Source organism: Chloracidobacterium sp. (genome assembly GCA_016716305.1).
In the GTDB taxonomy this organism is placed as follows: Bacteria; Acidobacteriota; Blastocatellia; order Pyrinomonadales; family Pyrinomonadaceae; genus OLB17.
The window spans coordinates 3,189,463-3,215,542 of sequence record JADJWP010000002.1; the positions used below are offsets into that span (position 1 = coordinate 3,189,463).

A 26,080-nucleotide genomic window follows, 5' to 3' on the forward strand; every position below is an offset into this window, starting at 1 on the left:
AAGACTTTTTTGCGGAAAATGGCGTGTTATTCGCGTTAGTCCATCGTTTCGATCAGATCACCTTGAACCGAACGGGCTAATCATTTAGATTCGGCTTAGATATGCTGACAGAGTACAGGCAGTTCGGGCCAAAGAGGGTGAATGTCGTAACGATCGGCGGCGGCACCGGTCTGAGCACTTTGCTTACCGGCCTCAAGACGTTCGTCGGGCCAGAAAGCCTCGCCGGCATTTCGATCCGCAACTTATCTGCGATCGTCGCGGTTTCTGATGACGGAGGAAGTTCCGGCCGGCTTCGTGACGAATTTCAAATGCCCCCGCCCGGCGACATCAGGAACTGCATGGTCGCACTTTCTGAAGATTCAATGCTGCTCTCGAAGCTGTTTCAGTACAGGTTCAGAGGCGAGGGTGATCTCGGAGGACACAGCTTTGGCAACTTGTTTCTGGCAGCACTTTCCGAGGTCACCGGTGATTTTGCCGAGGCGGTCCGGCTTTCATCGGAAATTCTTGCAAGTAAAGGACATATTTACCCTGCAACGGTATCAGACGTAAGGATCGCGGCTACGCTGACCGACGGGACTACCGTTCTCGGAGAAACGAACATCAGCCGTGTCGGCGGATCGATCAAACGGCTCTATCTCGACCCTGAAGAATGCATGCCAATGCCTGACGCACTTAGGGCGATCGGAGACGCGGACATCATTACCCTTGGTCCAGGTTCGCTCTATACAAGCTTACTTCCGCCGCTGCTTGTCCACGGGGTCGCTGAAGCGATAACCAGATCGCCTGCCGTAAAGGTTTTCATATGCAATCTGATGACACAGCCCGGCGAAACCGATGGGCTCTCAGCTTCGCGTCACATCGAGATAGTCAGTGAATACGTGCCGGCTCTAAAATTTGACATCGTAATAGCCAACAGGCAGCGCATTACCGAAGAGCAGGCATTCAAATATCGGCAGGACGGAGCGGAGCAGATCGGCATTGATACACACGGATTACTATCAGCGATCGGGACTGCTGAAACCCGCTACGACGATCTGCTCGACGACGGCGAGAAAGTTAGGCACAATCCCTACAAACTTGCGCGGGCGCTGCTTGAATGCCTGCACAAAAAATGAAACGAAATAGTGTCAAAACGACGGTATTCGAACTTTAACATTGTAACCAGGGAGTTGGGTTCGTGCCTCCCGCCGTTTCTGTGGCAAAATTTGGGTAATGGATGTGTCGACAGAGATCAATAAGAAACTGAACGTTCTTGTGCTTGCGGCCGGCCTAGGTACGCGCATGCGCTCGGATCGCGCTAAAGTGCTTCACGATCTCGATGGCCGGCCGCTCATAAGCCATGTCTGCCGAACCGCTGCTGCCTTGGCCCCCGACAAGATATTTGTGATCGTCGGACATCAGAGCGACGATGTCAGGGAAGCTGTCTTGAAGGAACTCGACGAAGACCAGGCGGAGTTTGTCTGGCAGCAAAAACAACTTGGCACGGGCGATGCAGTTAACGCGGCCCGAGAGTTCCTTTCTGATACAGACTCAACGCTTGTTGTTCTTTCAGGCGATGTGCCGATGATCCGGCACGAAACGCTTGCCGCCCTGATCCAACAGCATCGTGGACATCGGGGCCGCGGCGCTGCATGTACAGTGTTAACGGTCGTGCTGAAAGATCCGAGTGGTTATGGGCGTGTAATTCGCGATGCCGACGGTTTGTTCGAACGGATCGTCGAACAGAAAGACGCCACCGAACAGCAAAGAGAGATCCGCGAGATCAATGCCGGTATTTATTGCTTTGAATCGCGGAAACTCTTCGCTGCCCTTTCGCGGGTCAAGAACGACAACGCACAGGGAGAGTATTATCTGACCGACGTGCCGGCGCTTCTTCGTGAGGACAATGAGGATGTCGCCATATTTCAGCACACCGAACCGCGTGAGATCGAGGGCATCAACAATCGCGTTCAGCTTGCCGAACTTGAGAGGATCTTGAACAAACAGACGATTTCGCGATTGATGCTCGATTACGGCGTTTCGTTCATCGACCCAAGAAATACTCATGTCAGCTCTCAGGCTAGATTTGGCCGCGATACGGTCATTTATCCGAATGTAACGATCGAGGGCGAGTCCGAGATCGGCGACGGATGCGTGATCAGGCAAGGGACACGCGTCTCGAATTCTAAGATCGGTGACGGTGTTGAGATACTCGACAATTGCCTCATTACCGACTCTGAGATCGGCAATGGTTGCAAGGTCGGGCCGATGGCTCATCTTCGCGGAAAAGCCGTGATGAAGGACGGAGCAAAGGTCGGGAATTTTGTTGAGCTGAAGAAGACCGTTCTCGGACAGGGTTCGAAAGCAAATCATCTTGCGTACCTCGGCGATGCATCGATCGGCGAGAATTCGAATATCGGAGCCGGCACCATCACCTGTAATTATGACGGAAAAAAGAAGCACGAGACCCAGATCGGTGATAACGTCAAGATCGGCTCTGATACGATGCTCGTGGCACCGGTGAAAGTCGGGGACGGTGCAGTCACCGGCGCGGGGAGTGTGGTGACCAAGGATGTCGACGAAAACACTTTGGTTGTAGGTGCACCAGCCAGATCGATTCGAAAGCTTGGCTGACGCCGGACACCTACATCAACTGATCGGAATTAATCACTTATGTGCGGAATTGTTGGATATGTCGGGAATAAACAGGTCGTGCCGTTGATCATTGAGGGCCTTCGCAAGCTTGAGTATCGCGGATACGATTCGGCAGGTATTGCGGTCGTGGATGAGGATCATAATCTCTCACTTCGGCGTGCCGAGGGCAAACTCCGAAACCTTGAGGAGGCGATACGGCTAAATCCTCTTGACGGGAATTACGGCATCGGCCATACCCGTTGGGCGACGCACGGCCGCCCCACCGAAGAGAACGCACATCCCCACCGCGATCAATCGGGAAGGGTCGTTGTAGTGCATAACGGCATCATTGAAAACTACCTTTCGCTTAAGGAACGCCTTGCCGGCCTCGGAAGCGAATTTAAGACCGAGACCGACACTGAAGTAGTCGCTCATCTGATCGGTTTTTACATCAGCAACAATGGCCTATCGCTTGAAAAGGCGGTTCAAATGGCTGTCAAAGAGCTTCGGGGTATCTTCGCCTTGTCTATCATCTCGGTAGATGAACCAGACACCGTGATCGCCGTTCGCGAGGGTCCGCCAGTGGTCATCGGGCTTGGAGACGGCGAATTCTTTGTGGCGTCGGACATACCACCGATCCTTCAACATACGCGTGACGTGTTTTTCTTGGGTGATCGCGAGATCGCGGTACTGACAAAAGACTCTGTTCGGGTCACTGATTTCGACGGTAATGTTGTCGAACCGCAACTCCAACGGATAACCTGGGATCCGATAATGGCTGAAAAGGGCGGCTTCAAGCACTTTATGCTGAAGGAGATCTACGAACAGCCGCGTGCGGTTCGCGATACGGTTCAGGGCAGGGTTTCTTTGGATACCGGCAAGGTCTATCTTGACGAAATGGACATTTCGGCAGAAGAATTCAGAGCGATAACGTCGATCAAGATCGCCGCATGCGGAACTTCGTGGCATGCGGGCCTTGCCGGGAAGTACATGCTCGAAAAACTTGCTCGCGTCCCGGTCGAGGTCGATTACGCGTCCGAGTTTCGTTACCGCGACCCGGTGCTGAAAGAGACCGACCTTTTGATCGTGATCTCACAGTCGGGCGAGACCGCCGACACCATCGCCGCAATGCGCGAAGCTAGGCAGCAAGGCTGTAAGGTGCTTGCCGTCTGCAACGTCCAGGGCTCGATGATCCATCGCGAGGCTGACGGGACGATCCTGACGCACGCCGGTCCCGAGATCGGCGTTGCCTCGACGAAAGCGTTTACGGCTCAAATGATCGCGCTCTACCTGTTCGCGCTCTATCTTGGCGAACTTCGCGGTGCAGTTACTGAGAGTGAAGGAAAGGATCTTGCTCAAGATCTTGCCGAACTGCCGTTAAAGATCGAGCAGCTTCTGAACGACGCGGATTCGATCGAAGAACTTTCCAAAGAATTTTTCCGGGTTCAGGACTTCCTTTACCTCGGCCGTGGCATCAATTTTCCGGTCGCTCTTGAAGGTGCGCTCAAACTGAAGGAGATCAGCTACATTCACGCCGAGGGCTATCCGGCGGGCGAAATGAAACATGGCCCAAATGCCCTGATCGACGAGAAACTGCCGGTCGTGGTCGTGAATACGCGCGAGAGCGGCAATGCGGCAAGCGAGCTGCGCTACGAAAAGACGCATTCGAACATCGTCGAAGTGAAGGCTCGAGACGGCATCGTTATCAGCGTTCTTACTGCTGGCGACGGTATGAGTTCAAAGGTTTCCGACCACATCATCGAGGTGCCAGAGACTTCCGATCTTCTGGCTCCGGTACTTTCGGTTGTTCCGCTACAGCTGCTCTCGTATCACATTGCGGTTCGCCGCGGATGCGATGTCGATCAACCAAGAAATCTGGCGAAATCGGTCACCGTTGAATAGATCGACGGACGATGCGGCTTTTTTGAGAAGGATCCCAAAGAAATGAAGGCGATCGTTGTAAGAGAATTCGGGCCGCCCGAAGTGATGCAGATCGAGGATGTCGACTTGCCTGACCCGACTGGTACTCAGGTGTCTGTCAAGATCGCGGCGGCAGGGGTCAACCCTGTTGATACATATCTTCGTACCGGCATTCATGCACATGCGCCGAAGTTGCCGTATACACCAGGCAAAGACGGTGCCGGAACGGTCGAACGGGTCGGCGGGGCCGTTAAGAAATTCAAGCCGGGCGACCGCGTATATACCGCGGGTTCGATCTCTGGCACCTATGCCGAATACTCGCTATGCGACGAGTCGCATCTCGGCGAGCTGCCCGAAAACACCAGCTTTGAAGCCGGAGCGGGCGTCTGGACACCCTATGCGACATCGTTTCGAGCGTTGTTCCAGAAAGCTGCGGCCAAACCCGGAGAAACGGTACTTGTTCACGGGGCATCGGGCGGCGTCGGTATCGCGGCCGTTCAGTGGGCAAAAGGTGCGGGACTACGAGTAATAGGGACGGCAAGCTCTGAGGAGGGCAAAGCACTTGCGCTGGAAAACGGCGCCGAAATGGTCTTTGACCACACGGACGAAGACCATTTGTCTGAGATCCGTGAAGCGGCGAACGGCGTCGATATCATCATTGAAATGCTCGCAAACGAGAATCTTGAACGTGATTTTGAAGCTCTTGCTATGTTTGGACGGATCGTCGTGGTCGGCAACCGCGGAAGTATCCAGTTTACGCCACGCCTTGCGATGACGAAGGACGCCACAATTTTCGGGATGTCGCTTTTCAATGCCAAACGCGGTGACTTGGAGCAGGCACGTACCGCGATCTTTGACGGTTTGAAAAAGGGAACCCTTCGTCCGCCTGTTTCAAAGTCATTCTCACTATCTGAGGCTCCTCTTGCCCACCACGCGGTCATCGAACAAAAGGCCGCCGGCAAGATAATCTTGTCACTTTAAAAGGGTCCCGTCCGGATCTGGACGGTTTCTTCTAAACTCTGCCCACGAAGCCTTTCCTGTCGGTTTTGGGACCGCCAACGGAAACGTGTGATTTCCAAATGGTGAAACGAAAGAAAACGGTCCAATGGTCTTTTGATCAAACTTACAGCTTAGAGTCTTTTCCTGAGGAGCGGAACTCTTCGAGCACATCGAAAACCTGCAAAGCATATTTAACGTTGCCGAATGGCGCCGACACCTGCACACCTGCAATTATGTCCCGCACTTCAAGAAGCGATTCGCGGGCAATAGCAATGCCTTCTTCGCGCGCATCTTCCTTGCCTTTCTCGGATGCCGCCCGCATACGTTCCAGGATCTCGGGCGTGACATTTACGCCGGGGACCTCATTATGAAGGAACTCGGCATTTCTGTAGCTGACCAATGGCCATATCCCGGCAATTATCGGTACCCTAAGATGGTTGATCTTTTCGATGAAAGAACGAAGCTGGGCGGTATCGAAAACCGGTTGAGTGATCGCATACTCGGCCCCTGCTTCGACCTTCCATTCAAATCGCTTGATCTCCTCATCTAAATTGACCGCCCCAGGATTGACGCCGACGCCGATCGAGAACGCAGTCGGTTTTCCGATCGGGTTATTTCCGATATCGAGCCCGTGGTTGAGCTTGTTCGCCATATTGGTGAGGCCGATCGAATCAATATCAAAAACAGCAGTTGCGTCCGGATACGGTCCCATCTTTGGCGGATCACCGGTAATGATAAGCAGATTGTGCAGGCCCAACGCCGCGGCTCCGAGCAGGTCGGACATCATCCCCAAAAGATTTCGGTCGCGGCAGCAATAATGTAATACAGATTCAATTCCTATGTCGCGTTCGACTAGGACCGCGGTTGCCTGCGCCGACATTCTTGTCTGGGCCCTCGGCCCGTCGGGGATATTGACAGCGTCAACACCGGCACTCTCCAGCAGGCGGATCGAATTCATCGTGGCTTCGGCATCGCAACCCTTCGGAGGAAGCACTTCGACCGATGTGACGAATTCGCCTCTTGCGATCTTCCGTGACCATCGAGAGCGATCTTCGGGATCGACAACCAGCACGTCGTCCGGCTTTAGCTCGATGACCGGAGCAGGGCGTGCCCCTGTAGATGCGTTCGTCTGCCGCGGACTGATCGAGCGGATCGAATCTGCGATCAATTTGACATGTGTTGGCGTCGTCCCGCAGCAGCCGCCAACGAAACGGGCTCCCGCCTGAACAAATCTCTTTGCAAATGTCGCCATGTATTCCGGCGAGCCCATGTAGAATTGACGGCCCTGAACGTCTCTCGGCAAGCCCGCGTTCGGCTGTGCAGACAACGGTTTGTCGGTGACCGACCGCATCCTTTCGAGCGCAGACAGCAGATGTGTTGGGCCCATTCCGCAGTTCAGACCGATGACATCCACACCGAGTTCATCCAGTCGTTGTGTGAACGTCTCAGGCGTCGTGCCGAAGGTCGTATTCAAGTCCGCCTGGATCGTCATTTGAGCGATGATCGGCAGATCGCAGATCTCCTTTATGGCGCGGATCGCCTGTTCGATCACCGGCAGTTCCGAGAAGGTCTCGAGGATGAAAAGATCTACGCCGCCTTCGAGCAGTCCTTTGGCTTGCTCTTTGAACAGGTCTCTCGCTTCGTCAAAGGATGTCGGCCCGAAGGGTTCGATCCTTATCCCCAGCGGCCCGATCGCGCCGGCAACGAAAACCCTGTCGCCAGCGGCTTCGCGTGCGATCCTGGCAGCCGCGGTATTGATCTCGGAGAGTTTGCCCTCGAGTCCGTATGGCTGCAGTTTGTTTCGTGTAGCGCCGAACGAATTGGTCTCGATCACATCAGCGCCGGCCTTGATGTACTCCTCGTGGACGTCCCTTACAAGTTCAGGATTGGTCAGGTTAAGTTCGTCATAACTTCGGTTGATGTAAATACCCTTGTCATAAAGTCGGGTACCCATAGCGCCGTCAAATACGATCACCTGATCGGAAGCCAACAATTCGCGGAAATTCTTCATAAAAAAGCCTCGCCAAACAGCGAGACCGTTAATGGGGATTCATTTGATCGGCTGTTTAGCAGTTTATTTAACGTGGTCGCAAGTCGCAATAACTCACCACGAACATTTAGACGAATGATGCGACTTTATTGAATTGCTGTCAAGCAGAAGCCCCCTCTGTCCTACGCTCTCTAGCGTTGGCACTTACGGCAATAATACGTCGATCGGCCGTTTTGCCTGATCCGGACGATCGCACAGCTGCATCGTGGGCAAGGGAGACCCTCACGATCATAAACGAGCCATTCGGCATCCGTATCGGTTCCATAAAAATTGCCGCCGATGTTCGTCGGGTCGACAACGACGGTTCCGCCGATCGCCAGCGATTCAGAAAGTACATCGCGTATAGACCGATGAAGGCGCCCAATTCGCTTTGGACCCAGTCTGGCGCCTGCCTTGAGCGGGCTGATGCCGGCAAGGAACAGGGCCTCGGCAGAATAGATGTTCCCGAGTCCGCACACCTTTGTTTGGTCGAGAAGAAAAAGTTTTATCGCAACGTTAGAGGATCTCAGCCTGGTTGTTAAGTAGTCTATCGAGAAAGCGTCAGAAAATGGTTCCGGTGCAAGTTTGGCTATCTCGCGTGTATTCGTGAGCTTATCGGTATCGACTACCTTCATTAACCCGAAGTGTCGCTGATCCTGAAATACAAGTTTGGATTCGCCGTCAAGGTGGAAGCGGGCATGGGTGAACTTTGGGTCGTCAAGTTCGGTCGGAAACAGCGAAAAGCGACCGCTCATCCGCAAGTGCGTGATGAGCGTCTTTCCGCCCTCAAGTTCGAAAAGAATGTGTTTTCCGCGACGACTGATCCGGTTTATGATTCGACCGCGAAGCTCGTCAGCAAAGACCTCGCGTGAAATATCGGGCGCGAGCTTTTCTCGCAAAAGATCAGCCCGTTCGATTCGCCTGCCGCGAACGAGGATATCGAGATGATTAGCGACGACTTCGACTTCAGGGAGTTCGGGCATAGAGAAGTTTCTGGGTCGAGAATGACCTTACGGTCAAACCGCCTGAGTTTTGACCCGGACGATCAAACCCGGGAATAGTCGGGCAACGAGGTCTTATCGCCCAATACCGTCTCTTCGCCAATGCTGACGTTGCGTCCGATATGACAGCTTTTACCGATTATTGCACCTCGTATTTCAGCCAGTGTCGAAATGCGTGTGTAAGCCCAGATCACCGAATCTTCGATCAGCACCTTTTCCTCCACGTGCACGCCAGGGCCAATGACCGAATTCTTGATCTGACAATTCGGCTTTATAACAGAGCCTTCTCCGATCATCGAAACTTCGTCGACGATAGCTGCCGTAGCGATGTCGGCTCCAGTTTTACCAGGGAGTTCGAAACCCTTGATCATGCCGCTAAGAAAATCGCGATGGGCCTGAAGGTAACTCGCAGGGTTGCCTATATCACGCCAATAATTGCCATCGAGAACGTACGAATCAAAATGCATATTCGATTCGAGGATCTTCGGAAATACATCGTATTCGAACGATCGATTCTCATTACGCGGAATAAGATCAAGGACAGATGGTTCAAGTATATAGATTCCCGCGTTGATGGTATCGATACCTGATTCGGCGATCTGTTCCGGTGATGGCTTCTCAAGAAATCTCAAAACCCGCCCGTCGTCGTCGGATTCGACAAGACCGAAACGCGACGGATCGTCAACGCGGGTCAAAACGATCGTCGCATCTGCCTTGCGTTCCTGATGGCGAGCGACGAGACGACCAAGATCGACGTCGGTCAAAATGTCGCCGTTGAACACGATGGTAGCTCCGCCTTCACGGTCGGCCGCGTACTTATAGGCGCCGCCAGTCCCCATCGGATTGGGTTCGGTGATGAACCGCAGATTTACCCCGTATTCCGAGCCGTCGCCGAGGACATCTTCGATCTTTCCGGGCTGATAGCTTAATGAGAGTGTGATATTTGTTATCCCGGCCCGTGCCAGGAGGTCCAGCTGATAAAGAAGAAACGGCCTGTTCATCACAGGTACGACGGGTTTTGGAGTGTATACAGTAAGAGGCCGCAGTCTCGTTCCTTTGCCGCCAGCCAAGATCAGTGCCTGCATAAAATAAAGCGTTCCTCGTTCTGTGAAAAAAGATAGTACGCAATCAGGTCGCCAAAATCAAAGAGTCCGAAAAACGCCAACAATTACAAAAATTGTCAAAAAATGTTTGACACTTTTTTGCACGCTGTGTTAGTTTAGCGGTTGCAGGTATTGTATTCATTCGCCTGCCCTCGCCGTCGGGTTTAGGTAAAATTTACCGCTTGTATTGAGGTTTGCCCGCTCCTTAACTTCTTCGTGATCTGCTGATTAACAATGGCCTTTGATAAAACAATTGCAATGCGCAATGCCGAGAGATATCTGTCACAGGGCAAGATACGATTGGCGATCGGCGAGTACAAACAAGTGGTCAAGCATGATCCGACGGATTTCGGGACCACGAACATGTTAGGCGATCTCTATGCCAAGAGTATGGAGACGAAGGAAGCAATCGCCTGCTATACCGCCGTGGCTGAACACTACAGCAACCAAGGCTTTGCTGCAAAAGCGATAGCGATCTATAACAAGATCGCGAAGATCATCCCTGATTCACCAGAGATCTCAAAAAAACTCGCCGAACTATATGTGCAAAAAGGCTCTGTAAAGGACGCCCGGTCACATTATATCGCTCTCGCCAAAAGCTATGAGGCAAAAGGCCGCAAGATCGAGGCTCTTGCCATTTGGAAGCAGATAGCCCATCTTGACGCCAACAATACCGAGATCTACCAGACACTTGGCGAATCGTTCCTCGCTGAAGGCCAGAACGAAGACGCGGTCGAATCATTTTCTTTGTTAGGTGAACGGTTGGTCAAACTAGGCCGCAACGATGAGGCCATCGTTGCTTACGAAAAAGCGCTGGCCATCGAGGGAAGGTCCGAAAGAGCTCTGAACGGATACCTTGAAAGTATGTTTGCCGCTGACCGCGCCGCCGAGGCCGCAGCCAGGATCGAAGAACTCCGAACGTCTGAACCGCAGGATCGCGACCTTTCCCGACTGGCGATCGAATGCTATCTAAGGTGCGGAAACACGGAAGAGGCCGAAAAGGCGATCATAAAGCTTGTTGAATACGAGCCATCAAACTATCTGATGTTCACGAGGTTGGCTCAGCTTCAGTTAGAAAAAAATGATACGGTTGCAGCCGCTCGAGTACTTTCGATGTCTTCCGAGCATCTTCTTGCCGGCGGCCAATCCGAAGAGCTTCAGCGATCGGTGACTGTTTTGCTCGAGAAAGATCCGGATAATATTGAAGGACTTCGGCTTCTTTGCGACTACTGTGTCTGGCAACGGGACGAAACCGCCTTGCTCGACTCACTAAAGCGGCTTTCCACGAGCGCTCGAAATGCAAATGCGGTTCAGGATGAGCGGTTCGCTTTGATCCAATTGCGAATGATCCTTCCTCACGAAACCGAGTATACGGAACGACTCAGCGCGATAAATGCGGAGCACGGATTCGACGATGAAGAATCGTCTGTTTCACCGGCAAACAGCGGGCTCGCCAAGAAACTTTTCGGTAATTCGGTCCCGAGCGTTGTTGGAGCCCCGCTCGTAGCCGAACCGATCGCCGAGGCGTTCGAGATCCGTTCGGTACTTAACGGTCCCCCGATCAATGGCGTCAAAGGAATTCCGCAGACCTCAGAAGCCAACTTCGAAGTCTCGACACTTAGTGGTTTCGAGGTGGAATCGGCAAGAGTGCTGGACGACCATTTTACGGTCGAACCTGAGGACGACGAAGATCGGATGAAGAAAGAGATCGATAGTATCAAGTTCTATGTTGAGAGCGGATACATCGACCTTGCCGAAAAAGCTATCGCCGAGTTGGTCGGTGACTTCGGGCTGCGGCCGGATGTTCAGGAATTGAGGGCGTTTTTAGATGCAAGTCGGCGAGATTCCTCAAAGACGATCTCTGCTAACGGAGAACATAAGAACGGAAACGGAAATGGCAGTTCCGTATCACAAACTCAGCGTCCCGAGATCTTCGACATTAACGACCTTCGCAGCGAACTGGGACTTGAGGATGCAAATCAGGATTCCGGCTCAGATTACGATACTCACTACCATACGGGCATCGCATATCAAGAGATGGGATTGCTGCAAGAGGCCATTCAGGAATATCAAAATGCGGTCTCCACCGTTTCGAACAACGATGGAACCCGGCGATTTTTCCAATGCGCGAATCTTCTTGGACATTGCTTTATGTCGATCGGGAAACCGCATTTGGCATTGACGTGGTATCAAAGGACGCTCGACACAAATGGACTCAGCGACGAAGAAAAACAGGGACTTTGGTACGAACTTGCCAACGCGTTCGAGGCTGACGGCGACCAAGAAAATGCGGCGAAATATTTTGAGATGGTCTTCGCGGAAAATATCAATTTCCGCGACGTTGGAGAACGCCTGAAGCGAATGACCATTGCGGCCTGACAGCTGACGACGAAAACGGTTGTTAGCTCGCTAAATGTAAGGTTATACTTTGACGGTATGGTTGAAAAACTGACCGTCATTTTCTTTATTATATTGTGCCTGCTGCTTGGTTTCTATCTTATCCTTTCGCCGTGGGATACGATCTTCGGCAATTGGAGCGAAAACTACCTTTTGGTATTTGCCGCCGATAAATCCGGCATTCCGGGTGTGCAGCGGACGGTCGCATCAAATTGGTTCCGCGGGGCGGTGACGGGACTTGGCGTTTTGAATCTCGTCATCGCGTTCTGGGAGGCCGCTCATTTCAAACAGAGTGTCGCGATGCTGCAGGGTAAACAGTCAGAGAGCCAAAAGTGATCCACTTTTCTCCAAGTCCCTGGCTATATCTGATCACCGGTGGCCGGTCAGCAAAAGAGAATTTCGACAAAACGAAAAGGGACACACTGAGGATCATTGCGACCGCGGTCGAAGCAGGTGTCGATTTTGTTCAGATAAGGGAAAAGCAGCTTCCTGCAACACTCCTGTTTGAACTGGTGAAAAGTTCGGCTGAGATCACGCAAACGACGTCCACCATGCTCTTGGTTAACGGGCGCCCGGATATCGCGATCGCAGCTCAGGCGGACGGGGTGCATTTGCCCGATAGCGGTTTGCCGGTCGAAGTTGTTCGCCGTACATTTTCAGAATCACTGATGATCGGACGTTCGGTGCATTCCGCAGACGAGGCCGCTAGAGCATTTCGGGATGGCGCAGACTACGTGATTTACGGCAATGTATTTGCCAGTCCCGGCAAATCCGAGCCAAGAGGGATCGCGGAGCTTGAACGTGTGTGCAGAAGCGTCGGTGATCACCCAGTGATCGCAGTAGGCGGCATTGACAGAATGAATTTTCAACAGGTTATGGGAGCCGGCGCGGCGGGAGTAGCCGCGATAGGAGCATTAAGCGATCCGGCAAGTATTCGATCGTTTGCCGCGGCCTTCGAGGAAGAGAAGAAAAAAGGACAATAGCGACATTGGAAAACTCTCGTAAACAGAAAATATGCCTCACGATCGCCGGGCTCGATCCTTCAGGCGGAGCCGGCATTTTAGCTGACGTACGGACTTTCGCAGCATTCGGCTGTTATCCAGCGGCAGTTGTCACATCATTGACCTTTCAAAATACCACCGGTGTCTTTGGAGCAGACAATGTCGATAAAGAAACGCTTGTTGGGCAATTACGCCCGGTCTTGGAGGATTTCCCGATCGACGCTGCAAAGACAGGCATGTTGCCGACGCTCGAACTGATCGAGGCAGCTGCCGATATACTAACGGAGTACGGAATCGAACGCATCATTGTCGATCCCGTAGTGCGTTCAACGTCTGGTTTTGATTTGATCGACAACGCCGCTCTGAGATCATTGGTCAAGCGGCTGTTCCCGATCTCCGCTCTTGTAACGCCGAATCTTCCCGAAGCCGAACGGATCACCGGTATCTCGATCGAAGAAATCGATGACATTATCGCCGCGGCCAGGTTGATCGGCGAGATGGGTGCTAGAAACGTTCTGATCAAGGGCGGGCATTTTCTAGCCGAAGATCCGGAGATGGCCGGGGCAAGGGATTTTCTCTTTCTTGATGGTGAGTTGATCGTGCTTGCCGGTGAGTATTACGAAACTACCGCGACCCATGGAACGGGCTGCGCACTTGCAGCTGCGATCACAGCTGGACTTGCATTGGGCTATGGTTTGGAAGATTCGGTCAGGACAGCAAAAGCCTTCGTTAATAAAGCGATCCGCACCGCTCCGAACCTCGGTCACGGGCATTCGCCCATCAACATCTCACCTATTTAGCGATCGGAAGAAATGCGGGCGTTTCGTATGTGACGCCGAACGTAACCCCACTTCGAGGGCTGAAACGGGTCAATCCGAATACGGCAGCGGTATCAAATCGCAAACCCGAAGCGCGTATCTGGGCTCCCACGCGAAATTGCCCAATGCTTTCGGTGCCCAATGGGGCCGCCGCGTTTCGAGTATTCACCCGGCCGTTCACTTCACTTACCAGGTTTACATGATCCGTGAGGCGGAAAATGCCCGCCAGCCCATAAAGAAGCACATCGTTTTGGGTGAACGTGTTCAGCGGAGCGTTCATTATTCCTAGACCGATGTTTCCGTATATGTTCGCATTTGCGGCTCGTCCAGCACGTTTACCAAATTTCTTCTGAACGATAATCTTGCTGAAGATGTTGATCTGATTGGTGCCGATACCTCTTGCCTGGTCGGTATTCGGCATCTGGTAGCCAAATTTCATACCGATCGCCGGCAGATTCTTAGTTTCGCTGAACAGTTTTACTTTCGCTGATATCGTGAAGTCATCAAAATCGTTGGTCGAATTTCCTGAAATGTTCAAAGGGATCGGCGGAGGGGTCGTTTGCGAGTTTATCGCTAGAAAATTTTGGACCGTTCCCTCGATCTGGAGTTCAACGTTGGATGCAAATCCCTGACGGATCCGTATATCACCAACGCGTGTAAGGTCGCCCTTCAAGCCCGAAAGAGGAAACTTCATGTTCTGCAGAAAATCGACACCGACGCCGATCTCGATCGCACCTTGAGGAACGATGTCGATATCGTCTGTGAGCAAAGGCCGTTGCTGGGCATTAGTGCTAATGCCAAGAACGAGCAGGATCAATATCAAAACCGCCGATGTCTTCATCGCGAACATTCTTACACATCATCCAAAGATTATCCAGAAAAACAGCGGCGGTTCCCAGGCATTATTGCCTAATCACTCGCCGCTGCTAACCAAACCCGTGGTCAATTATCCCCAAAACTAACGGGCGTCGAACTGATTTACCGCGAAATCTCCGGTTATCCCCCAAGGAATTGGCGAGATCGAATTGCTAAGACTGTTGAAGACCCAAAATGTGCTCGATGAAGACCTACGGACTGCGATATCAGTCCGGCCGTCACCGTCATAATCACCCTGTGTAGGGACATCGGAGGAAATGCCGAATGGTTGAACGCGGGTTTGTCCGTTCGAACTTTGCCGTATCCACCAGACCATTTGTGTGTTGCCCGTAGCTCCGGTTCGGGCGACGGCCAGATCATATCTGCCGTCACCGTCATAATCACCTGGTGCAACGTAATCGGTATTGAAATTACCCCATTGCTGAAAAGTCACTGATCCGTTCGAGCTATTGAGGATGATGAAGGTGTTTGCAGGCGTAAGCCCAAAGCGATAAACCGCAATGTCAAATTTGCCGTCGCCATCATAATCGCCGGGAACCGGAACGTCATAGCTCGTGGTTCCGTTACCCGTCGTACCGAATGGAACAACGATGTCGCCGGTGCCAGCGCTCGGTTTGATCCACCAAGTAGCCTGATCCGTCGCGGTTGCTCCGCGTCTGTAAACAGCCAGATCGGTTTTACCGTCGCCATCAAAATCGCGGCATACATTGGTGTCGGTGTTGATACCATAACCGATCACCTGAGCGGTGTTGTCCGAGCTTCTGAGGATAAAAAACCTACTTGGATCCGAGACGGTCGCTCCGCGGCGGAAAAGTGTGTAGTCGCCTTTTCCGTCACCGTCAAAGTCTCCGGGCGCCGGAAAGTCGGCGTTGGCATCGCCGAATTGAAATGTCGAAACCCCTTCAGTACTGTTGAGGTTCCAATAGGTTATCTGAGCTACTCCCGGCGGTGCGACATTCGGAAATCTCAAAATACTAAAATCAGAACGGCCGTCTCCGTCGTTATCGACCGGTCGCAAAACCGCGATCTGCCCTCGGATCTCGCCGCCGGGAAACCCGGTCGAATGTACGTTCAGATACGTCTGCTGCGAGCGCATCAGTGCGATCTGCGCCGTAGTGATCGGGGAAGTGCCGCTTAGTGTCCCGCCAGTTGAACCGGTGTTTCCCGTGTCGATGATCACAGGTCCATTGACGCCACGGGCAGCCGGCCCGTGTATGTGTGAGGCTGTCTGATTGCTTCCGAGGCCGCTGAAGGTGATGGTGTAGCTTATCGTACCCGCGCTTTCATTTAGAAAGATGCGAGCGAAGCCACGGGCATTCGAAGCATTGACAGGGACCTCTTGAGCCGAGGTCAGGTTCGCCGTAAACGTTTCCGCTGCAGCCGCTAAGGGGAAGGCGAACGCGAGCAACGCGATAGCGATCGAGGTTCTGATCGTGTATTTTGGATTCATATTCTATTTGCCGCCACAATTGATGATTTGATTGTCGGTCCTGGCTGACAGACACTCGTTAACTATCCGGAACCGAGCGTTTTTTCTTCTGCGAGCCGTATCGATGCAATATTCCATGATTCGCCCGCATGACTGAGGTCGAAACGTCAAAAAAACTTTTTGAGATCCCAATGATGTTATGCTTGTCCTCTAACCAAGTCAATCAATTTCTTCGTTCCGCATCTCAGATACTAACCTTCGATTTGGACATACGATTTGATTCTTGTAACAATAAAGCGGCGGGATCCGATAAGCTTTTTAAGCAAGTGCATTGTAATTCTGCCTATCCAAGAGAATTTTGATGGAAATCGTGAATCAACCGAAGGAGCCGATCGACGCTGGAGGCCTGCGACTCGTTGAAGACAGCAAGCGATGGAGCGTTGCTCCGGCCGCCGAGCGACAGTTCGTCAATTTCATGTTTTTTCGGGTGAATCCTGATTGGCGAAAGCTCGATCCGGCGACAAAACGCGACCTGAAAGAAGAGTTTCGCTCGGCATACGATTCGTTCGATGAGCATTTCCTTCTCTTTAGTTATTCTCTCGTCGGTTTCGATTCGAAAGCCGATCTAATGTTATGGCGGATCGGATCTTCGATGGATAAGATCCAGGAGATGACCGCGAGGCTTTATCGGACTCAGCTGGGCAGCTTCCTCGAGACTGCCGACAATTATTTAGCGGTGACAAAGTCGATGATGTTCGTATCGGACGGTATAGAAGACCGAGCTCATGTGAAGGCCGGCTTGCATGGTTACCATTTTCTTTATCCGTGTTCGAAGAATAAGGACTGGTACGAAAAATCGGCCGAAGAGCGAGATGCGTTGATCCAGGAGAATTTCATGGTCGGTAAGAAGTTCCCGAACATTAGGATCCATCTGACACATGCGTTTGGTTTTAGTGAGCAAGATTACATTATCTCGTTCGAGACCGACGAGCCTAAGGACTTTCTTGCATTGGCCGAAGAGCTTAGGCAAACCCCGGCAAGCAAATTCACTCTTCGCGGAATGCCGATCTATACCTGTCGAAAGCGGCCGCTGCTTGAATGTTTGGATGCTCTGGGCTGACAATTTTACCGGTCTTTCGAACATGTTTTCGACTTCGATATAAAGACAAATGACGATCGCCCGAAAGTTTTTTGTTAGCGGACTCGTTCAAGGGGTAGGATTTCGCTATTTTGCTCAACGGGCGGCGGCAAAGCATCAGGTAACCGGTTATGTCAGAAATATGCCCGACGGCAGGGTCGAGGCCTTTGCGCAGGGAAACGAGAAAACCGTCGAAGCTTTCAAACACGACCTGACAGCGGGACCGTCTTATTCAAGGGTCGATGTGATCGAAGAGATCGTACTCGAGCCGAATGGAATGTACTCAACTTTCAGGATCGAGCGTTGAGATCAAAGCAACACATAAAATCAACTTAATGGAAGAACTTAAAAAACTGATTCGCGAAGTGCCCGATTTCCCGAAACCGGGCATCAATTTTTACGACATAACCACACTTCTTAAGGACCCCTCCGGTCTCGAACAGACGATTGATGCGCTGACCGAGCAATGCCGCGGCCTCGACATCGACACAGTGATCGGCGTCGAGTCTCGAGGGTTCATTTTTGCGGCGCCGCTTGCATACCAGCTTGGTGCAGGATTCGTTCCGGTCAGGAAGCCAAAAAAGCTGCCGTCAGATACCGTGTCGGTATCTTATGAGCTTGAATATGGTCAGGACACGCTCGAGATCCACCGCGATGCGATAGGCGAAGGGCACAGAGTGCTGATCGTCGACGACCTTCTGGCAACCGGCGGGACGGCAAAGGCGGTCGTCGATCTGGTCGAGGGAATGAACGGTAAGATCGTCGGGCTGCACTTCGTAGTGGAACTCGATTTCCTTCATGGTCGCGACAAGTTCGATGGTTACGAAGTAAGGTCTTTGGTAAGATACGATTCGTAGATCGGGTTCCCGTAGCTCAGCAGGATAGAGCGTTCGCCTCCTAAGTGAAAGGCCGCTGGTTCGAATCCAGCCGGGAACACCATATCTAATTTTGGAATCCATTGCGTAATAGGCTTTTGTAATAATTGAACGGAAGTAAACGGTCAATCAAGCACAGTGGCAAGCAATAATACCGCCCTGACTGCCGTCGAGGTCTATTCATAATCTCTATGTTTTGCAGGAACCGCACCTTCAATTGGGTGCGGTTTTCGCATTTTCGATCGTCCGCGTATGAATTCAGACCAAAAGTAGCTTTGTCTGAGTACAAAAATGTGGCAACTTAAAGCTGTATGCAAAAGGTCCTGACAGCCGCCCAAATGCGCGAGGTCGATCGCCTCACCACCGAGCGCTACGGCATCCCTTCCATCATCCTCATGGAAAACGCCGCCCACGCCGTCGCGCGCGTCATCACCGAAAAACTCGGCGGCTCGGTCAAAGGCAAGTCGATCCTGATCCTGTGCGGCAAGGGGAATAACGGTGGCGACGGAGCCGCGTTGGCGCGAATTCTTTGGCAGCAGGATGCGGATGTCTATTTGATCTTATTTGGCAAGATTGCAGATACGAAGGGTGATGCGCGAACCAACTTTGAATTCATCGCAAACCTGTCCGAACGCGCCGCACAATTCATAGACTTCTGGGAAATCGACGACTTTTCGGGATTCCATGCGCTTAAAGAGGGATTTCTCGCGCAGCAAAGGCTTGATTTGATCGTTGATGCGCTTTTTGGAACTGGCGTAACCCGACCCGTTGATGAGCCGTTTCCCGGCATTGTGAACAGCGCAAATAATTGGATTACGCAATCAAGGAAACTTCCGGTTGTATCCGTCGACTTGCCTTCGGGGCTGGATGCGGACCAATCGAATGCGATTGGTCCGCGGATTGACGCAGACTGCACCGTATCAATTACATCGCCGAAGGTCGCCAACGTTATTCCTCCAACCTCGGAAGCCAACGGCCATCTTGTGATCGTGAATATAGGCTCCCCTCGGGAACTGATTGACGAGCAGCCCTCGAAGTTGTTCGTTTCCGAGGCATGGGATGCCGAGTATTGGTTGAGGCGGACGAGGTTTTTCGACGACTCCTTCAAAAACAAACGCGGCCATGCCCTCGTCATCGCCGGATCCGAAAACTATTCAGGTGCCGCCGTGCTCGCGGGAAACTCGGCGATCCGCTCTGGCGTCGGGCTGGTGACGCTCGCGTGCCCGGGCGAAGCAAAGACTGAGATCGCAAGCCGCATTTTGCCCGAAGTCATTCTCGCGACACTCGGCTCAAAAGAGTTCGACGAGCTTGCACCGAAGGCCAACGCGATCGCCGTCGGCCCCGGCCTGTCCGCGACCGATCCCGACATCGAATCGCTCGTGCGGAAGATCGTCGAAGAACGCACAACGCCGGTCATCGTCGATGCAGGGGCCTTATGGTTCTTCTCACCAATGCGGAGGCCCGCGCGTGAGCAAGGGCTTAACTCCCAAGTTGAGAGTCAGGCCCTTACTGACGTGCGGGCTTCTACATCCAAGGCTCCACTGATCCTCACGCCGCACGAGGGCGAGTTCATGCGTCTGCTCGGTACCGACGACAAGGAAGCGATCAAAGACCGAGTTGCCGCCGTCCGCGAGTTCTCGCAGACCAACAACGTCATCCTCGTTCTCAAAGGCGAGCGGGTCCTGATCGGCCATCCCGACGGGCGTGTGGTAGTCAACCCGACGGGCAATTCGGGACTCGGCAAAGCAGGCAATGGCGACACGCTCACCGGGATCCTCGCTGGATTCTGTGCCCAGGCCGCCGCGATGGAGATCGACATCTTCGAGACCGTCGTCGCTGCTGTTTATATCGCCGGACTCGCCGGTGACATCGCCGAAGATAAATACGGCAAACGCGTGATGACGGCCTCCGACGTCCGCGAATGCCTGTCGGAGGCATTCGAGACCATCGGAAAAGATGTGGAGTGATTTTTGCGATACCGTGCGTTGCCTTTCATTCGCGGACACAACCTCCGAAATGGTAATCCACGAAATTCACGAAAAAAGAAAAAAAGAATATATGGATTCGAAACAACTTCTCCAAAACTGGATCAACGCATTTCAGGCGTGCGACCCGGAAGCGGTGGCTGAATGCTATGCCGACGATGCCGTCAATCTTCAGGTGGCGATCGGCGAGCCGGACGTCGGTAAAGAAGCGATCCGAGCGGGCAATAACGCCTTCTTCGCTGCGTTCCCCGATGCCTGGTCGCGGGTTGAAAACCTGATCGGCGACGGCGATCGGGCGGCGTGGGAATGGATAGGCGGCGGAACCTGGACGGGCGAATTTGCAGGCCATTCGCCTTCAGGGAAGTCCTTCGAGATACGCGGATGCGGATTCTTCCGTTTTCGCGACGGAAAGATAATTGAGCAGCACGGTTACTGGGACAAGCTATCATGGTTCTCGCAGATCGGATTGCCGACGGAATGAAAGAACTTCGAAAATGCAACACTCCGTTCGAGACGTTCGAGCTTGGTCGGGCGATCGGCGAGCGATTGCGGGCCGGCGACGCCGTGCTGCTCCATGGCGGACTTGGAGCCGGCAAGACATTGCTAACAAAGGGAATGATGGACGCGCTCGGCTATGACGTCGACGAGGTGACCAGTCCGAGCTTTGCCCTTGTGAATTTATACAAAGCCAACGATCTGCATGTTTACCACATTGATCTTTGGAGGATCGACACAGGTAGTGACGCGGCCTTCGGAGTTGGCCTGGGCGAGATCGTGGAAGATCCGAACGCAATAGTGATCATCGAATGGGCAGAGAAGCTCGGGCCATTCCGATTCCCGTCGCGGGTCTTTAATATCAACATCGAAGGCGACGGCTACGAACCGAGATCGATCATGATCGCCGCGTCGGAACAAAGTTCGAAGTCCAGTATCTAATTCAGCAAGATGCGATTCCTCTATATAATGGCGATAGCGTTGTTTGCCGCGGGATGCGGATCTAACAGCGAAATCGCATCTAACTCGGCCGCTCCTGGAAAGGATGCCCGGGTCGAGAAACTGGAACGTGTTCGCGATTCATTAAAGCCTTTCTTCGAACCCATGGAGGTACGAGACGGCGACTGGCTCGATACGCAAAAGGAATTTGGCGAGACCTTCGAAGAGTACGTCCGATCAAACCCGACATTGCCAACCCCGAAGCGACGCAAGATCTACATACAACCGATAGGGACTTTCTCGCACGAGCAAAGAAATGCGATAAAGCTCGCGGCCGAATACATGAAGGCGTTTTATGATCTTCCGGTTGAGCTTAATGCTGACAGGCCGCTTGGAAGTGTGCCGCGAGACAAAATGCGAAAGATCGAATACAAAAACAACCTGCAGATCCGCACCGCTTATTTTCTCGAGGACGTGCTGCCGAAACTTCTTGAAGATGACGCGGCGGCACTGATCGCCCTTACTAATTATGATCTTTACCCGGGCGACACATGGGCCTTCGTGTTTGGCCAAGCAACTTTCAAGGATCGTGTCGGCGTTTGGTCGCTGTACCGGCTCGCTGACCCGATCACGAGAAAATACGATCCAAAACTACTTTTGACGCGAACGATCAAGGTGGCGACACACGAAGTTGGCCACATGTTCTCGATGAAGCATTGCACGAAATATGAATGCCTTATGGCGGGCACAAATCACGTCCTGGAAACCGATCGGCGACCGATCGACAATTGTCCGGAATGCACGGCGAAACTATCGTGGGCGATGAATTACGAACCGCTCAAGCGATACGAAAGGCTTACAGAATTTTGTAAGAAACAAGGTTGGTTGGACGAGGAAAAGCTTATGCGCGACAAGGCGAATGCTATACGGGGAATCAAATGAAACTTCCGCCCTTCGTCAGGGGCATTTCTTGATGACCGTGGCTGTAACTTATGATTTTCCGACCTTCGGATCCTATTCTCATCTTTTACCGAAATGATTGAACATTCTAAGCTGCCAAATTTGGTTCAGCCGAAGATCGTAGTAAAGAAAAGCTTGAGAAAGCTCGAGCTTCTGGACGGCACCGCGATGGTCCGCGTTTACGATGTTGGTCTTGGGCGATCGCCTATCGGTGATAAAGAGATCGAGGGAGACGGCAAGACACCCGAAGGCGATTTCTACATTTTTGGAAAGAACCCGAAGAGCAAGTACTCTCTCGGGCTCGGGATCAGTTATCCGAACACCGAAGATGCGAGACGCGGCCTCGGCACGTCTTTGATCGAAAAGACCGAATTTGATGCCATCATGGCAGCAATTGAAAATTTTTCAATGCCGCCGCAAAAAACCCGACTTGGCGGCGAGATCTATATTCATGGCGGCGGCAGTCACGATGATTGGACCCAGGGCTGCATTGCGATGAGTGATGGCAATATGCGGGAATTGTACGATGCGGTCGATGTCTCAACGCCGGTCGTTATCCTTCCGTAACTTTAATCTTGCTCGCTGCGTAACAACTTCGTAACATTAAGTTAACATCGGTCACGATGGGTCTGGACTATAATTCTGTTCAGCCCCTATGATTCACGCCGAAAGCACCACATTGAAGAAATCCACTCCATCGGTAGTCGAAACCAGTTCAGATCCCGTATTTGACGGCGTGACTTTATTTAATCGCGAGTTGAGTTGGCTCGAGTTTGACCGACGTGTGCTCGAAGAGGCGATGGACGAGAGCAAGCCGGTGCTCGAAAGACTGAAATTCCTTTCGATCTTTGCGACCAACCTCGATGAGTTTTTCATGATCCGTGTTTCCGGCCTCAAGGAGCAGATCGAAGAGGGCGTACTCGAACTTTCGCCAGATGGGTTGACGGCCGGCGAGCAGCTCCGCGAGATCGGAAAGCGATTGCGGCCGATGCTTAAGAAGCAGGTCGCCTACCTGCGTGACAATGTTTTCCCGGAGCTAGAACGCGCCGGCCTGACGATCGAACCATATCGGTCACTTGGTATCAAAGACCGTAAGAAGCTCGATAAATACTTTCGCGACAATTTGTTCCCGATTCTGACACCGCAATCGGTCGATTCGAGCCATCCGTTTCCGTACATTTCAAATCTTAGCCTCAATCTCGGACTCTTTATTGAACCCAACCGGCAATTGACTCAAAAGAGCCTTAAACATCTTTTCAGGCAGAAGCGCTTTACTCGTATCAAGCTGCCGCCAACCGTACCGCGTTTGATACCTATAAACGAAAAGCGCGGCCGTTTCGCACTGCTCGAAGAAGTGATCTCGGCAAACGCCGCCGACTTGTTCCCGAACATGAAGGCTGGCGAAGGATTTCTTTTTCGTGTTACCCGAGACGCCGACATCGAACTGCGCGAAGACGAGGCCGGCGATCTTATGCGCACTCTCGAACGCGAGCTTCAGCGTCGACGGTTCCGGTTTCCTGTCAGGCTCGAGGTTTCGGCAAACATGCCCGAAAAAATGCTGAAACAGCTGACCGACGGCATTGGGCTTACCGAACAGGACGTTTACCGGATCGAAGGCTTTGTCGATATCCCCGATCTGATGCAGCTCTATTCGCTTGAGCAAACGGCGTTGAAGGAACGGCCGATCCATCCGATCCATCCGGCAGCGATCCGCGACAAGAAGAGTATTTTTGACGTCTTAAAAAAGCGAGACGTTTTGCTTCATCATCCGTTCCATTCGTTTTCTGTCGTTACGGACTTTATCGCCGAGGCTGCTGAAGACCCGGATGTACAGGCGATCAAGATCTGTCTTTATCGGACGGGTAAAGATTCACCGGTTGTCAGATCGCTGATCAGAGCTAGCCGCCTAGGCAAGCAGGTGACTGCGGTCGTCGAACTCAAGGCCAGGTTTGACGAAGAGAACAATATCGAATGGGCTCGCCGATTAGAGAATGAAGGCGTTCATGTCGTATATGGAATTCACAGTCTCAAAACGCATTCAAAAGTGCTTCTAGTGGTTCGACGCGAAAAAGACAAACTTTGCCGATACGTCCATGTCGCAACGGGTAATTACAACCCGACCACTTCGCGACTTTACACGGATCTAGGCCTGCTAACAGCTGACGACGAGATCGGGGCTGATGCGACCAATCTTTTCAATTTTCTGACCGGTTATTCGCAACAGGATGAATACATGCGGATGTTGGTCGCACCTCTGAATCTTCGCGAACGGTTTATCGAACTCATTCGGCGTGAGGCCGCAAATAGAGCAAACGGCAAACCGGCGAGAATAATCATCAAGATCAATAGTCTGACCGATGTCGAGGTCATCGAGGAGCTGTACAAGGCATCGTCGGCCGGCGTCGATATCGATCTGATCGTTCGCGGCATTTGTTCTCTCAGACCGGGCGTGAAAGGCCTTTCCGAGACCATCCGTGTTCGATCTATCGTAGGGCGGTTCTTAGAGCACAGCCGGATATTTTACTTTTCGAATGAAAGCGGGGCTAGCGACGAGGTTTATATTGGGAGTGCCGACTTAATGCAACGAAATCTTGATCGTCGCGTAGAGGTCGTGGTGCCAATACTTGATCCCGAGATCAAAATATACGTAAAAGAGACCCTGATCGAAAATTACCTGAGGGACAACGTCAATGCACGGACATTGAAGCCCGATGGAACATATAGGAAGATCGCCGCAGGCAATACAAAACCCTTCGATGCCCAGATGTCGTTCGTCGGAGAGGACCTTCCCGGTTAGGCTGTAGCTTTTCGTTCAAATCGTGCTTCGGCAACTGTGCCGTTCAATGTCCCGTATTTGATCGTCAATCGCGGATACCCTCTCGGCTCTCGTTCGATCGTTGCGAGACCGAGTTTCTTTTCAGCCTTTTCGATCGAATCGATCGTTCCTTCGATCTCCATGTACAGTCCGAAAGGTAGTTCATCCAGGACGATCTCAACATCATCCAGATGCCAGTATTTACGACGCTTTTCGTAGACCGCCGTAAGGCGATAACCCAGGCGCTCGATGATCTTCTCCGTCGATTCGACATCGCCGACCGAAGTTTCGTATTCGATCTTCCTTTTCGCACCCGAATCGGTCTTTATCTTCTCCTTGTAAGTAAGGACGGTGTGGTCACCGATCTTTCGCAGTCGGAGGGTCGCTCCACGTTCATCCATTTCGCCGCCACGATGTTGATAGTTGACCTCGAACACTTCTTTGTGAAATACGGCGCCGAGATCGACGATCTTCTTGGTTATTTCGTCGAGTCGTTTCGGGCTAAGCCGGTACTTGATCTCAGTTTCGATGTTCATTGATTTTCTTATATATGAAGTGCAACAGAGAGAGTTTATGCGTTTGGCCGACACGTAGCAAACCAGCCGCTCGAACAACATACAGACTTGACGAAACTTCCGCCGTGATGAATACTTGAAAAAAAGGTCAGGATTCACTGACGGATTTGTGTAAACGATAAATGAGGTAATTTTATGCCATATCCAGAGATAATGATCCACGGAATGCGGGCGGAACTGGCGCGGCTCGGGATCGAAGAAACGAAGTCGAGCGAGGCGGTGGTAGACGCGGTGAAAAACACCGACGGCACACTAATGGTCGTCGTTAATTCAGTTTGCGGTTGTGCTGCAGGAGGCGTAAGGCCCGGGATAGCAATGGCGCTGCAAAATTCCGAATCGAAACCCGATCGGGCGATCACCGTATTTGCCGGTGCCGATATCGACGCAACTGACACCGCTCGCGAGTTCTTTACTGGTTATCCGCCTTCTTCTCCGGCGATCGGATTGATCAAGAACGGAGAACTGGTTCAAATGTTCGAACGAAAGGATCTCGAAGGCCGCCATCCGATGATGATCGCTGACGCGCTTACCGAGGCTTTTGAAAAGCACTGCAGAAGATCGGACGCAGCTGTAAGCTGAACAAATATAGTCATTTAGATTGAAATGAGGCGGC

Annotated in this window: 24 protein-coding genes, 1 tRNA gene and 1 riboswitch; of the genes, 19 read left to right on the forward strand and 6 right to left on the reverse strand. The window is 52.3% G+C overall.

The features are described from left to right. The first annotated feature begins 101 nt into the window (after window positions 1-101). The 4 genes from yvcK to IPM28_16500 all read left to right on the forward strand — a co-directional run bounded on the left by yvcK (window position 102) and on the right by IPM28_16500 (window position 5,514). Window positions 102-1,115 carry a uridine diphosphate-N-acetylglucosamine-binding protein YvcK gene (gene yvcK, locus IPM28_16485; protein ID MBK9174581.1) on the forward strand — a complete coding sequence of 338 codons (1,014 nt, stop codon included), beginning with the start codon at window positions 102-104 and terminating at the stop codon, window positions 1,113-1,115. A 97-nt stretch (window positions 1,116-1,212) separates the two neighbouring features. Further along, entirely contained in the window at window positions 1,213-2,613 is a 1,401-nt protein-coding gene (gene glmU / locus IPM28_16490; GenBank protein MBK9174582.1) for a bifunctional UDP-N-acetylglucosamine diphosphorylase/glucosamine-1-phosphate N-acetyltransferase GlmU, read from the forward strand. Window positions 2,614-2,652: 39 nt separating this feature from the next. After that, window positions 2,653-4,515: a glutamine--fructose-6-phosphate transaminase (isomerizing) gene (gene glmS / locus IPM28_16495; protein MBK9174583.1), complete on the forward strand. Its 1,863-nt coding sequence runs from the start codon at window positions 2,653-2,655 to the stop codon at window positions 4,513-4,515. Between the two features lie 42 nt (window positions 4,516-4,557). Then, on the forward strand, window positions 4,558-5,514 hold the full coding sequence (locus IPM28_16500) for an NADPH:quinone reductase (protein MBK9174584.1): 957 nt from the start codon (window positions 4,558-4,560) through the stop codon (window positions 5,512-5,514). 142 nt (window positions 5,515-5,656) lie between these two features. Here the strand turns inward: IPM28_16500 and IPM28_16505 are convergent, their stop codons facing one another. From IPM28_16505 to IPM28_16515, 3 genes are all read right to left on the reverse strand, one after another. Then, a complete protein-coding gene (locus tag IPM28_16505; protein ID MBK9174585.1) occupies window positions 5,657-7,543 on the reverse strand; it encodes a bifunctional homocysteine S-methyltransferase/methylenetetrahydrofolate reductase in 1,887 nt (628 codons plus the stop codon). A gap of 35 nt (window positions 7,544-7,578) precedes the next feature. Then, window positions 7,579-7,653: riboswitch (SAM riboswitch) on the reverse strand. 60 nt (window positions 7,654-7,713) lie between these two features. Continuing rightward, a complete protein-coding gene (mutM, locus tag IPM28_16510) occupies window positions 7,714-8,544 on the reverse strand; it encodes a bifunctional DNA-formamidopyrimidine glycosylase/DNA-(apurinic or apyrimidinic site) lyase (protein ID MBK9174586.1) in 831 nt (276 codons plus the stop codon). 62 nt (window positions 8,545-8,606) lie between these two features. Beyond that, window positions 8,607-9,647 (reverse strand): NDP-sugar synthase, encoded by a 1,041-nt coding sequence (locus IPM28_16515; protein MBK9174587.1) that lies wholly within the window; start codon window positions 9,645-9,647, stop codon window positions 8,607-8,609. Window positions 9,648-9,899: 252 nt separating this feature from the next. On the opposite strand from IPM28_16515, the gene IPM28_16520 reads away from it, so the two are divergent. From IPM28_16520 to thiD, 4 genes are read left to right on the forward strand one after another with little or no spacing between them, the layout of a single operon-like run. Then, window positions 9,900-12,044 (forward strand): tetratricopeptide repeat protein, encoded by a 2,145-nt coding sequence (locus IPM28_16520; GenBank protein MBK9174588.1) that lies wholly within the window; start codon window positions 9,900-9,902, stop codon window positions 12,042-12,044. Between the two features lie 57 nt (window positions 12,045-12,101). Continuing rightward, a complete protein-coding gene (locus IPM28_16525; protein ID MBK9174589.1) occupies window positions 12,102-12,398 on the forward strand; it encodes a hypothetical protein in 297 nt (98 codons plus the stop codon). Next, window positions 12,395-13,045, forward strand: a complete 651-nt coding sequence (locus tag IPM28_16530) for a thiamine phosphate synthase (protein ID MBK9174590.1) — start codon at window positions 12,395-12,397, stop codon at window positions 13,043-13,045. Before IPM28_16525 ends, IPM28_16530 begins: the two co-directional genes overlap by 4 nt. A 5-nt stretch (window positions 13,046-13,050) precedes the next feature. Next, window positions 13,051-13,863 carry a bifunctional hydroxymethylpyrimidine kinase/phosphomethylpyrimidine kinase gene (gene thiD, locus IPM28_16535; protein ID MBK9174591.1) on the forward strand — a complete coding sequence of 271 codons (813 nt, stop codon included), beginning with the start codon at window positions 13,051-13,053 and terminating at the stop codon, window positions 13,861-13,863. On the opposite strand, the gene IPM28_16540 is transcribed toward thiD, so the two are convergent. Both IPM28_16540 and IPM28_16545 read right to left on the reverse strand, forming a co-directional pair. Beyond that, entirely contained in the window at window positions 13,856-14,731 is an 876-nt protein-coding gene (locus IPM28_16540; protein ID MBK9174592.1) for a hypothetical protein, read from the reverse strand. The two genes, thiD and IPM28_16540, sit on opposite strands and share 8 nt — an antisense overlap. 108 nt (window positions 14,732-14,839) lie before the next feature. After that, window positions 14,840-16,207, reverse strand: coding sequence for a CHRD domain-containing protein (locus IPM28_16545; GenBank protein ID MBK9174593.1), 1,368 nt, complete (start codon window positions 16,205-16,207; stop codon window positions 14,840-14,842). A gap of 340 nt (window positions 16,208-16,547) precedes the next feature. On the opposite strand from IPM28_16545, the gene IPM28_16550 reads away from it, so the two are divergent. From IPM28_16550 to ppk1, 10 genes are all read left to right on the forward strand, one after another. Then, entirely contained in the window at window positions 16,548-17,306 is a 759-nt protein-coding gene (locus IPM28_16550; GenBank protein ID MBK9174594.1) for a chlorite dismutase family protein, read from the forward strand. Window positions 17,307-17,355: 49 nt separating this feature from the next. After that, window positions 17,356-17,631, forward strand: coding sequence for an acylphosphatase (locus IPM28_16555; GenBank protein MBK9174595.1), 276 nt, complete (start codon window positions 17,356-17,358; stop codon window positions 17,629-17,631). A gap of 28 nt (window positions 17,632-17,659) precedes the next feature. Continuing rightward, entirely contained in the window at window positions 17,660-18,181 is a 522-nt protein-coding gene (locus tag IPM28_16560; protein MBK9174596.1) for an adenine phosphoribosyltransferase, read from the forward strand. Window positions 18,182-18,186: 5 nt separating this feature from the next. Then, a tRNA-Arg gene (locus tag IPM28_16565) sits at window positions 18,187-18,263 on the forward strand. A 247-nt stretch (window positions 18,264-18,510) separates the two neighbouring features. Further along, the gene (locus tag IPM28_16570; protein MBK9174597.1) at window positions 18,511-20,166 is read left to right on the forward strand and encodes an NAD(P)H-hydrate dehydratase; all 1,656 of its coding nucleotides are present in this window, start codon (window positions 18,511-18,513) and stop codon (window positions 20,164-20,166) included. A 91-nt stretch (window positions 20,167-20,257) separates the two neighbouring features. Next, window positions 20,258-20,665 carry an ester cyclase gene (locus tag IPM28_16575; protein MBK9174598.1) on the forward strand — a complete coding sequence of 136 codons (408 nt, stop codon included), beginning with the start codon at window positions 20,258-20,260 and terminating at the stop codon, window positions 20,663-20,665. Then, the gene (gene tsaE, locus IPM28_16580; GenBank protein ID MBK9174599.1) at window positions 20,662-21,120 is read left to right on the forward strand and encodes a tRNA (adenosine(37)-N6)-threonylcarbamoyltransferase complex ATPase subunit type 1 TsaE; all 459 of its coding nucleotides are present in this window, start codon (window positions 20,662-20,664) and stop codon (window positions 21,118-21,120) included. Before IPM28_16575 ends, tsaE begins: the two co-directional genes overlap by 4 nt. A 9-nt stretch (window positions 21,121-21,129) precedes the next feature. Then, on the forward strand, window positions 21,130-22,059 hold the full coding sequence (locus IPM28_16585; protein ID MBK9174600.1) for a hypothetical protein: 930 nt from the start codon (window positions 21,130-21,132) through the stop codon (window positions 22,057-22,059). 93 nt (window positions 22,060-22,152) lie between these two features. Next, a complete protein-coding gene (locus tag IPM28_16590) occupies window positions 22,153-22,644 on the forward strand; it encodes a L,D-transpeptidase family protein (GenBank protein ID MBK9174601.1) in 492 nt (163 codons plus the stop codon). 190 nt (window positions 22,645-22,834) lie between these two features. Further along, entirely contained in the window at window positions 22,835-24,874 is a 2,040-nt protein-coding gene (ppk1, locus tag IPM28_16595; protein MBK9174602.1) for a polyphosphate kinase 1, read from the forward strand. Here the strand turns inward: ppk1 and cyaB are convergent. Then, a complete protein-coding gene (cyaB, locus tag IPM28_16600; protein MBK9174603.1) occupies window positions 24,871-25,428 on the reverse strand; it encodes a class IV adenylate cyclase in 558 nt (185 codons plus the stop codon). The genes ppk1 and cyaB overlap by 4 nt on opposite strands. A 174-nt stretch (window positions 25,429-25,602) precedes the next feature. Here cyaB and IPM28_16605 point away from each other — a divergent pair, with 174 nt between their 5' ends. Beyond that, window positions 25,603-26,046: a BrxA/BrxB family bacilliredoxin gene (locus IPM28_16605; protein ID MBK9174604.1), complete on the forward strand. Its 444-nt coding sequence runs from the start codon at window positions 25,603-25,605 to the stop codon at window positions 26,044-26,046. The last annotated feature ends 34 nt before the right edge of the window (window positions 26,047-26,080 follow it).

What these genes read in the sequence shown, in the direction of transcription:
- yvcK (MBK9174581.1), top strand. Translation starts at nt 102, where the DNA reads ATGCTGACAGAGTACAGGCAGTTCGGGCCAAAGAGGGTGAATGTCGTA.
- glmU (MBK9174582.1), top strand. Translation starts at nt 1,213, where the DNA reads ATGGATGTGTCGACAGAGATCAATAAGAAACTGAACGTTCTTGTGCTT.
- glmS (MBK9174583.1), top strand. Translation starts at nt 2,653, where the DNA reads ATGTGCGGAATTGTTGGATATGTCGGGAATAAACAGGTCGTGCCGTTG.
- IPM28_16500 (MBK9174584.1), top strand. Translation starts at nt 4,558, where the DNA reads ATGAAGGCGATCGTTGTAAGAGAATTCGGGCCGCCCGAAGTGATGCAG.
- IPM28_16505 (MBK9174585.1), bottom strand. Translation starts at nt 7,543, where the DNA reads ATGAAGAATTTCCGCGAATTGTTGGCTTCCGATCAGGTGATCGTATTT.
- mutM (MBK9174586.1), bottom strand. Translation starts at nt 8,544, where the DNA reads ATGCCCGAACTCCCTGAAGTCGAAGTCGTCGCTAATCATCTCGATATC.
- IPM28_16515 (MBK9174587.1), bottom strand. Translation starts at nt 9,647, where the DNA reads ATGCAGGCACTGATCTTGGCTGGCGGCAAAGGAACGAGACTGCGGCCT.
- IPM28_16520 (MBK9174588.1), top strand. Translation starts at nt 9,900, where the DNA reads ATGGCCTTTGATAAAACAATTGCAATGCGCAATGCCGAGAGATATCTG.
- IPM28_16525 (MBK9174589.1), top strand. Translation starts at nt 12,102, where the DNA reads ATGGTTGAAAAACTGACCGTCATTTTCTTTATTATATTGTGCCTGCTG.
- IPM28_16540 (MBK9174592.1), bottom strand. Translation starts at nt 14,731, where the DNA reads ATGTTCGCGATGAAGACATCGGCGGTTTTGATATTGATCCTGCTCGTT.
- IPM28_16545 (MBK9174593.1), bottom strand. Translation starts at nt 16,207, where the DNA reads ATGAATCCAAAATACACGATCAGAACCTCGATCGCTATCGCGTTGCTC.
- IPM28_16550 (MBK9174594.1), top strand. Translation starts at nt 16,548, where the DNA reads ATGGAAATCGTGAATCAACCGAAGGAGCCGATCGACGCTGGAGGCCTG.
- IPM28_16555 (MBK9174595.1), top strand. Translation starts at nt 17,356, where the DNA reads ATGACGATCGCCCGAAAGTTTTTTGTTAGCGGACTCGTTCAAGGGGTA.
- IPM28_16560 (MBK9174596.1), top strand. Translation starts at nt 17,660, where the DNA reads ATGGAAGAACTTAAAAAACTGATTCGCGAAGTGCCCGATTTCCCGAAA.
- IPM28_16570 (MBK9174597.1), top strand. Translation starts at nt 18,511, where the DNA reads ATGCAAAAGGTCCTGACAGCCGCCCAAATGCGCGAGGTCGATCGCCTC.
- IPM28_16575 (MBK9174598.1), top strand. Translation starts at nt 20,258, where the DNA reads ATGGATTCGAAACAACTTCTCCAAAACTGGATCAACGCATTTCAGGCG.
- tsaE (MBK9174599.1), top strand. Translation starts at nt 20,662, where the DNA reads ATGAAAGAACTTCGAAAATGCAACACTCCGTTCGAGACGTTCGAGCTT.
- IPM28_16585 (MBK9174600.1), top strand. Translation starts at nt 21,130, where the DNA reads ATGCGATTCCTCTATATAATGGCGATAGCGTTGTTTGCCGCGGGATGC.
- IPM28_16590 (MBK9174601.1), top strand. Translation starts at nt 22,153, where the DNA reads ATGATTGAACATTCTAAGCTGCCAAATTTGGTTCAGCCGAAGATCGTA.
- cyaB (MBK9174603.1), bottom strand. Translation starts at nt 25,428, where the DNA reads ATGAACATCGAAACTGAGATCAAGTACCGGCTTAGCCCGAAACGACTC.
- IPM28_16605 (MBK9174604.1), top strand. Translation starts at nt 25,603, where the DNA reads ATGCCATATCCAGAGATAATGATCCACGGAATGCGGGCGGAACTGGCG.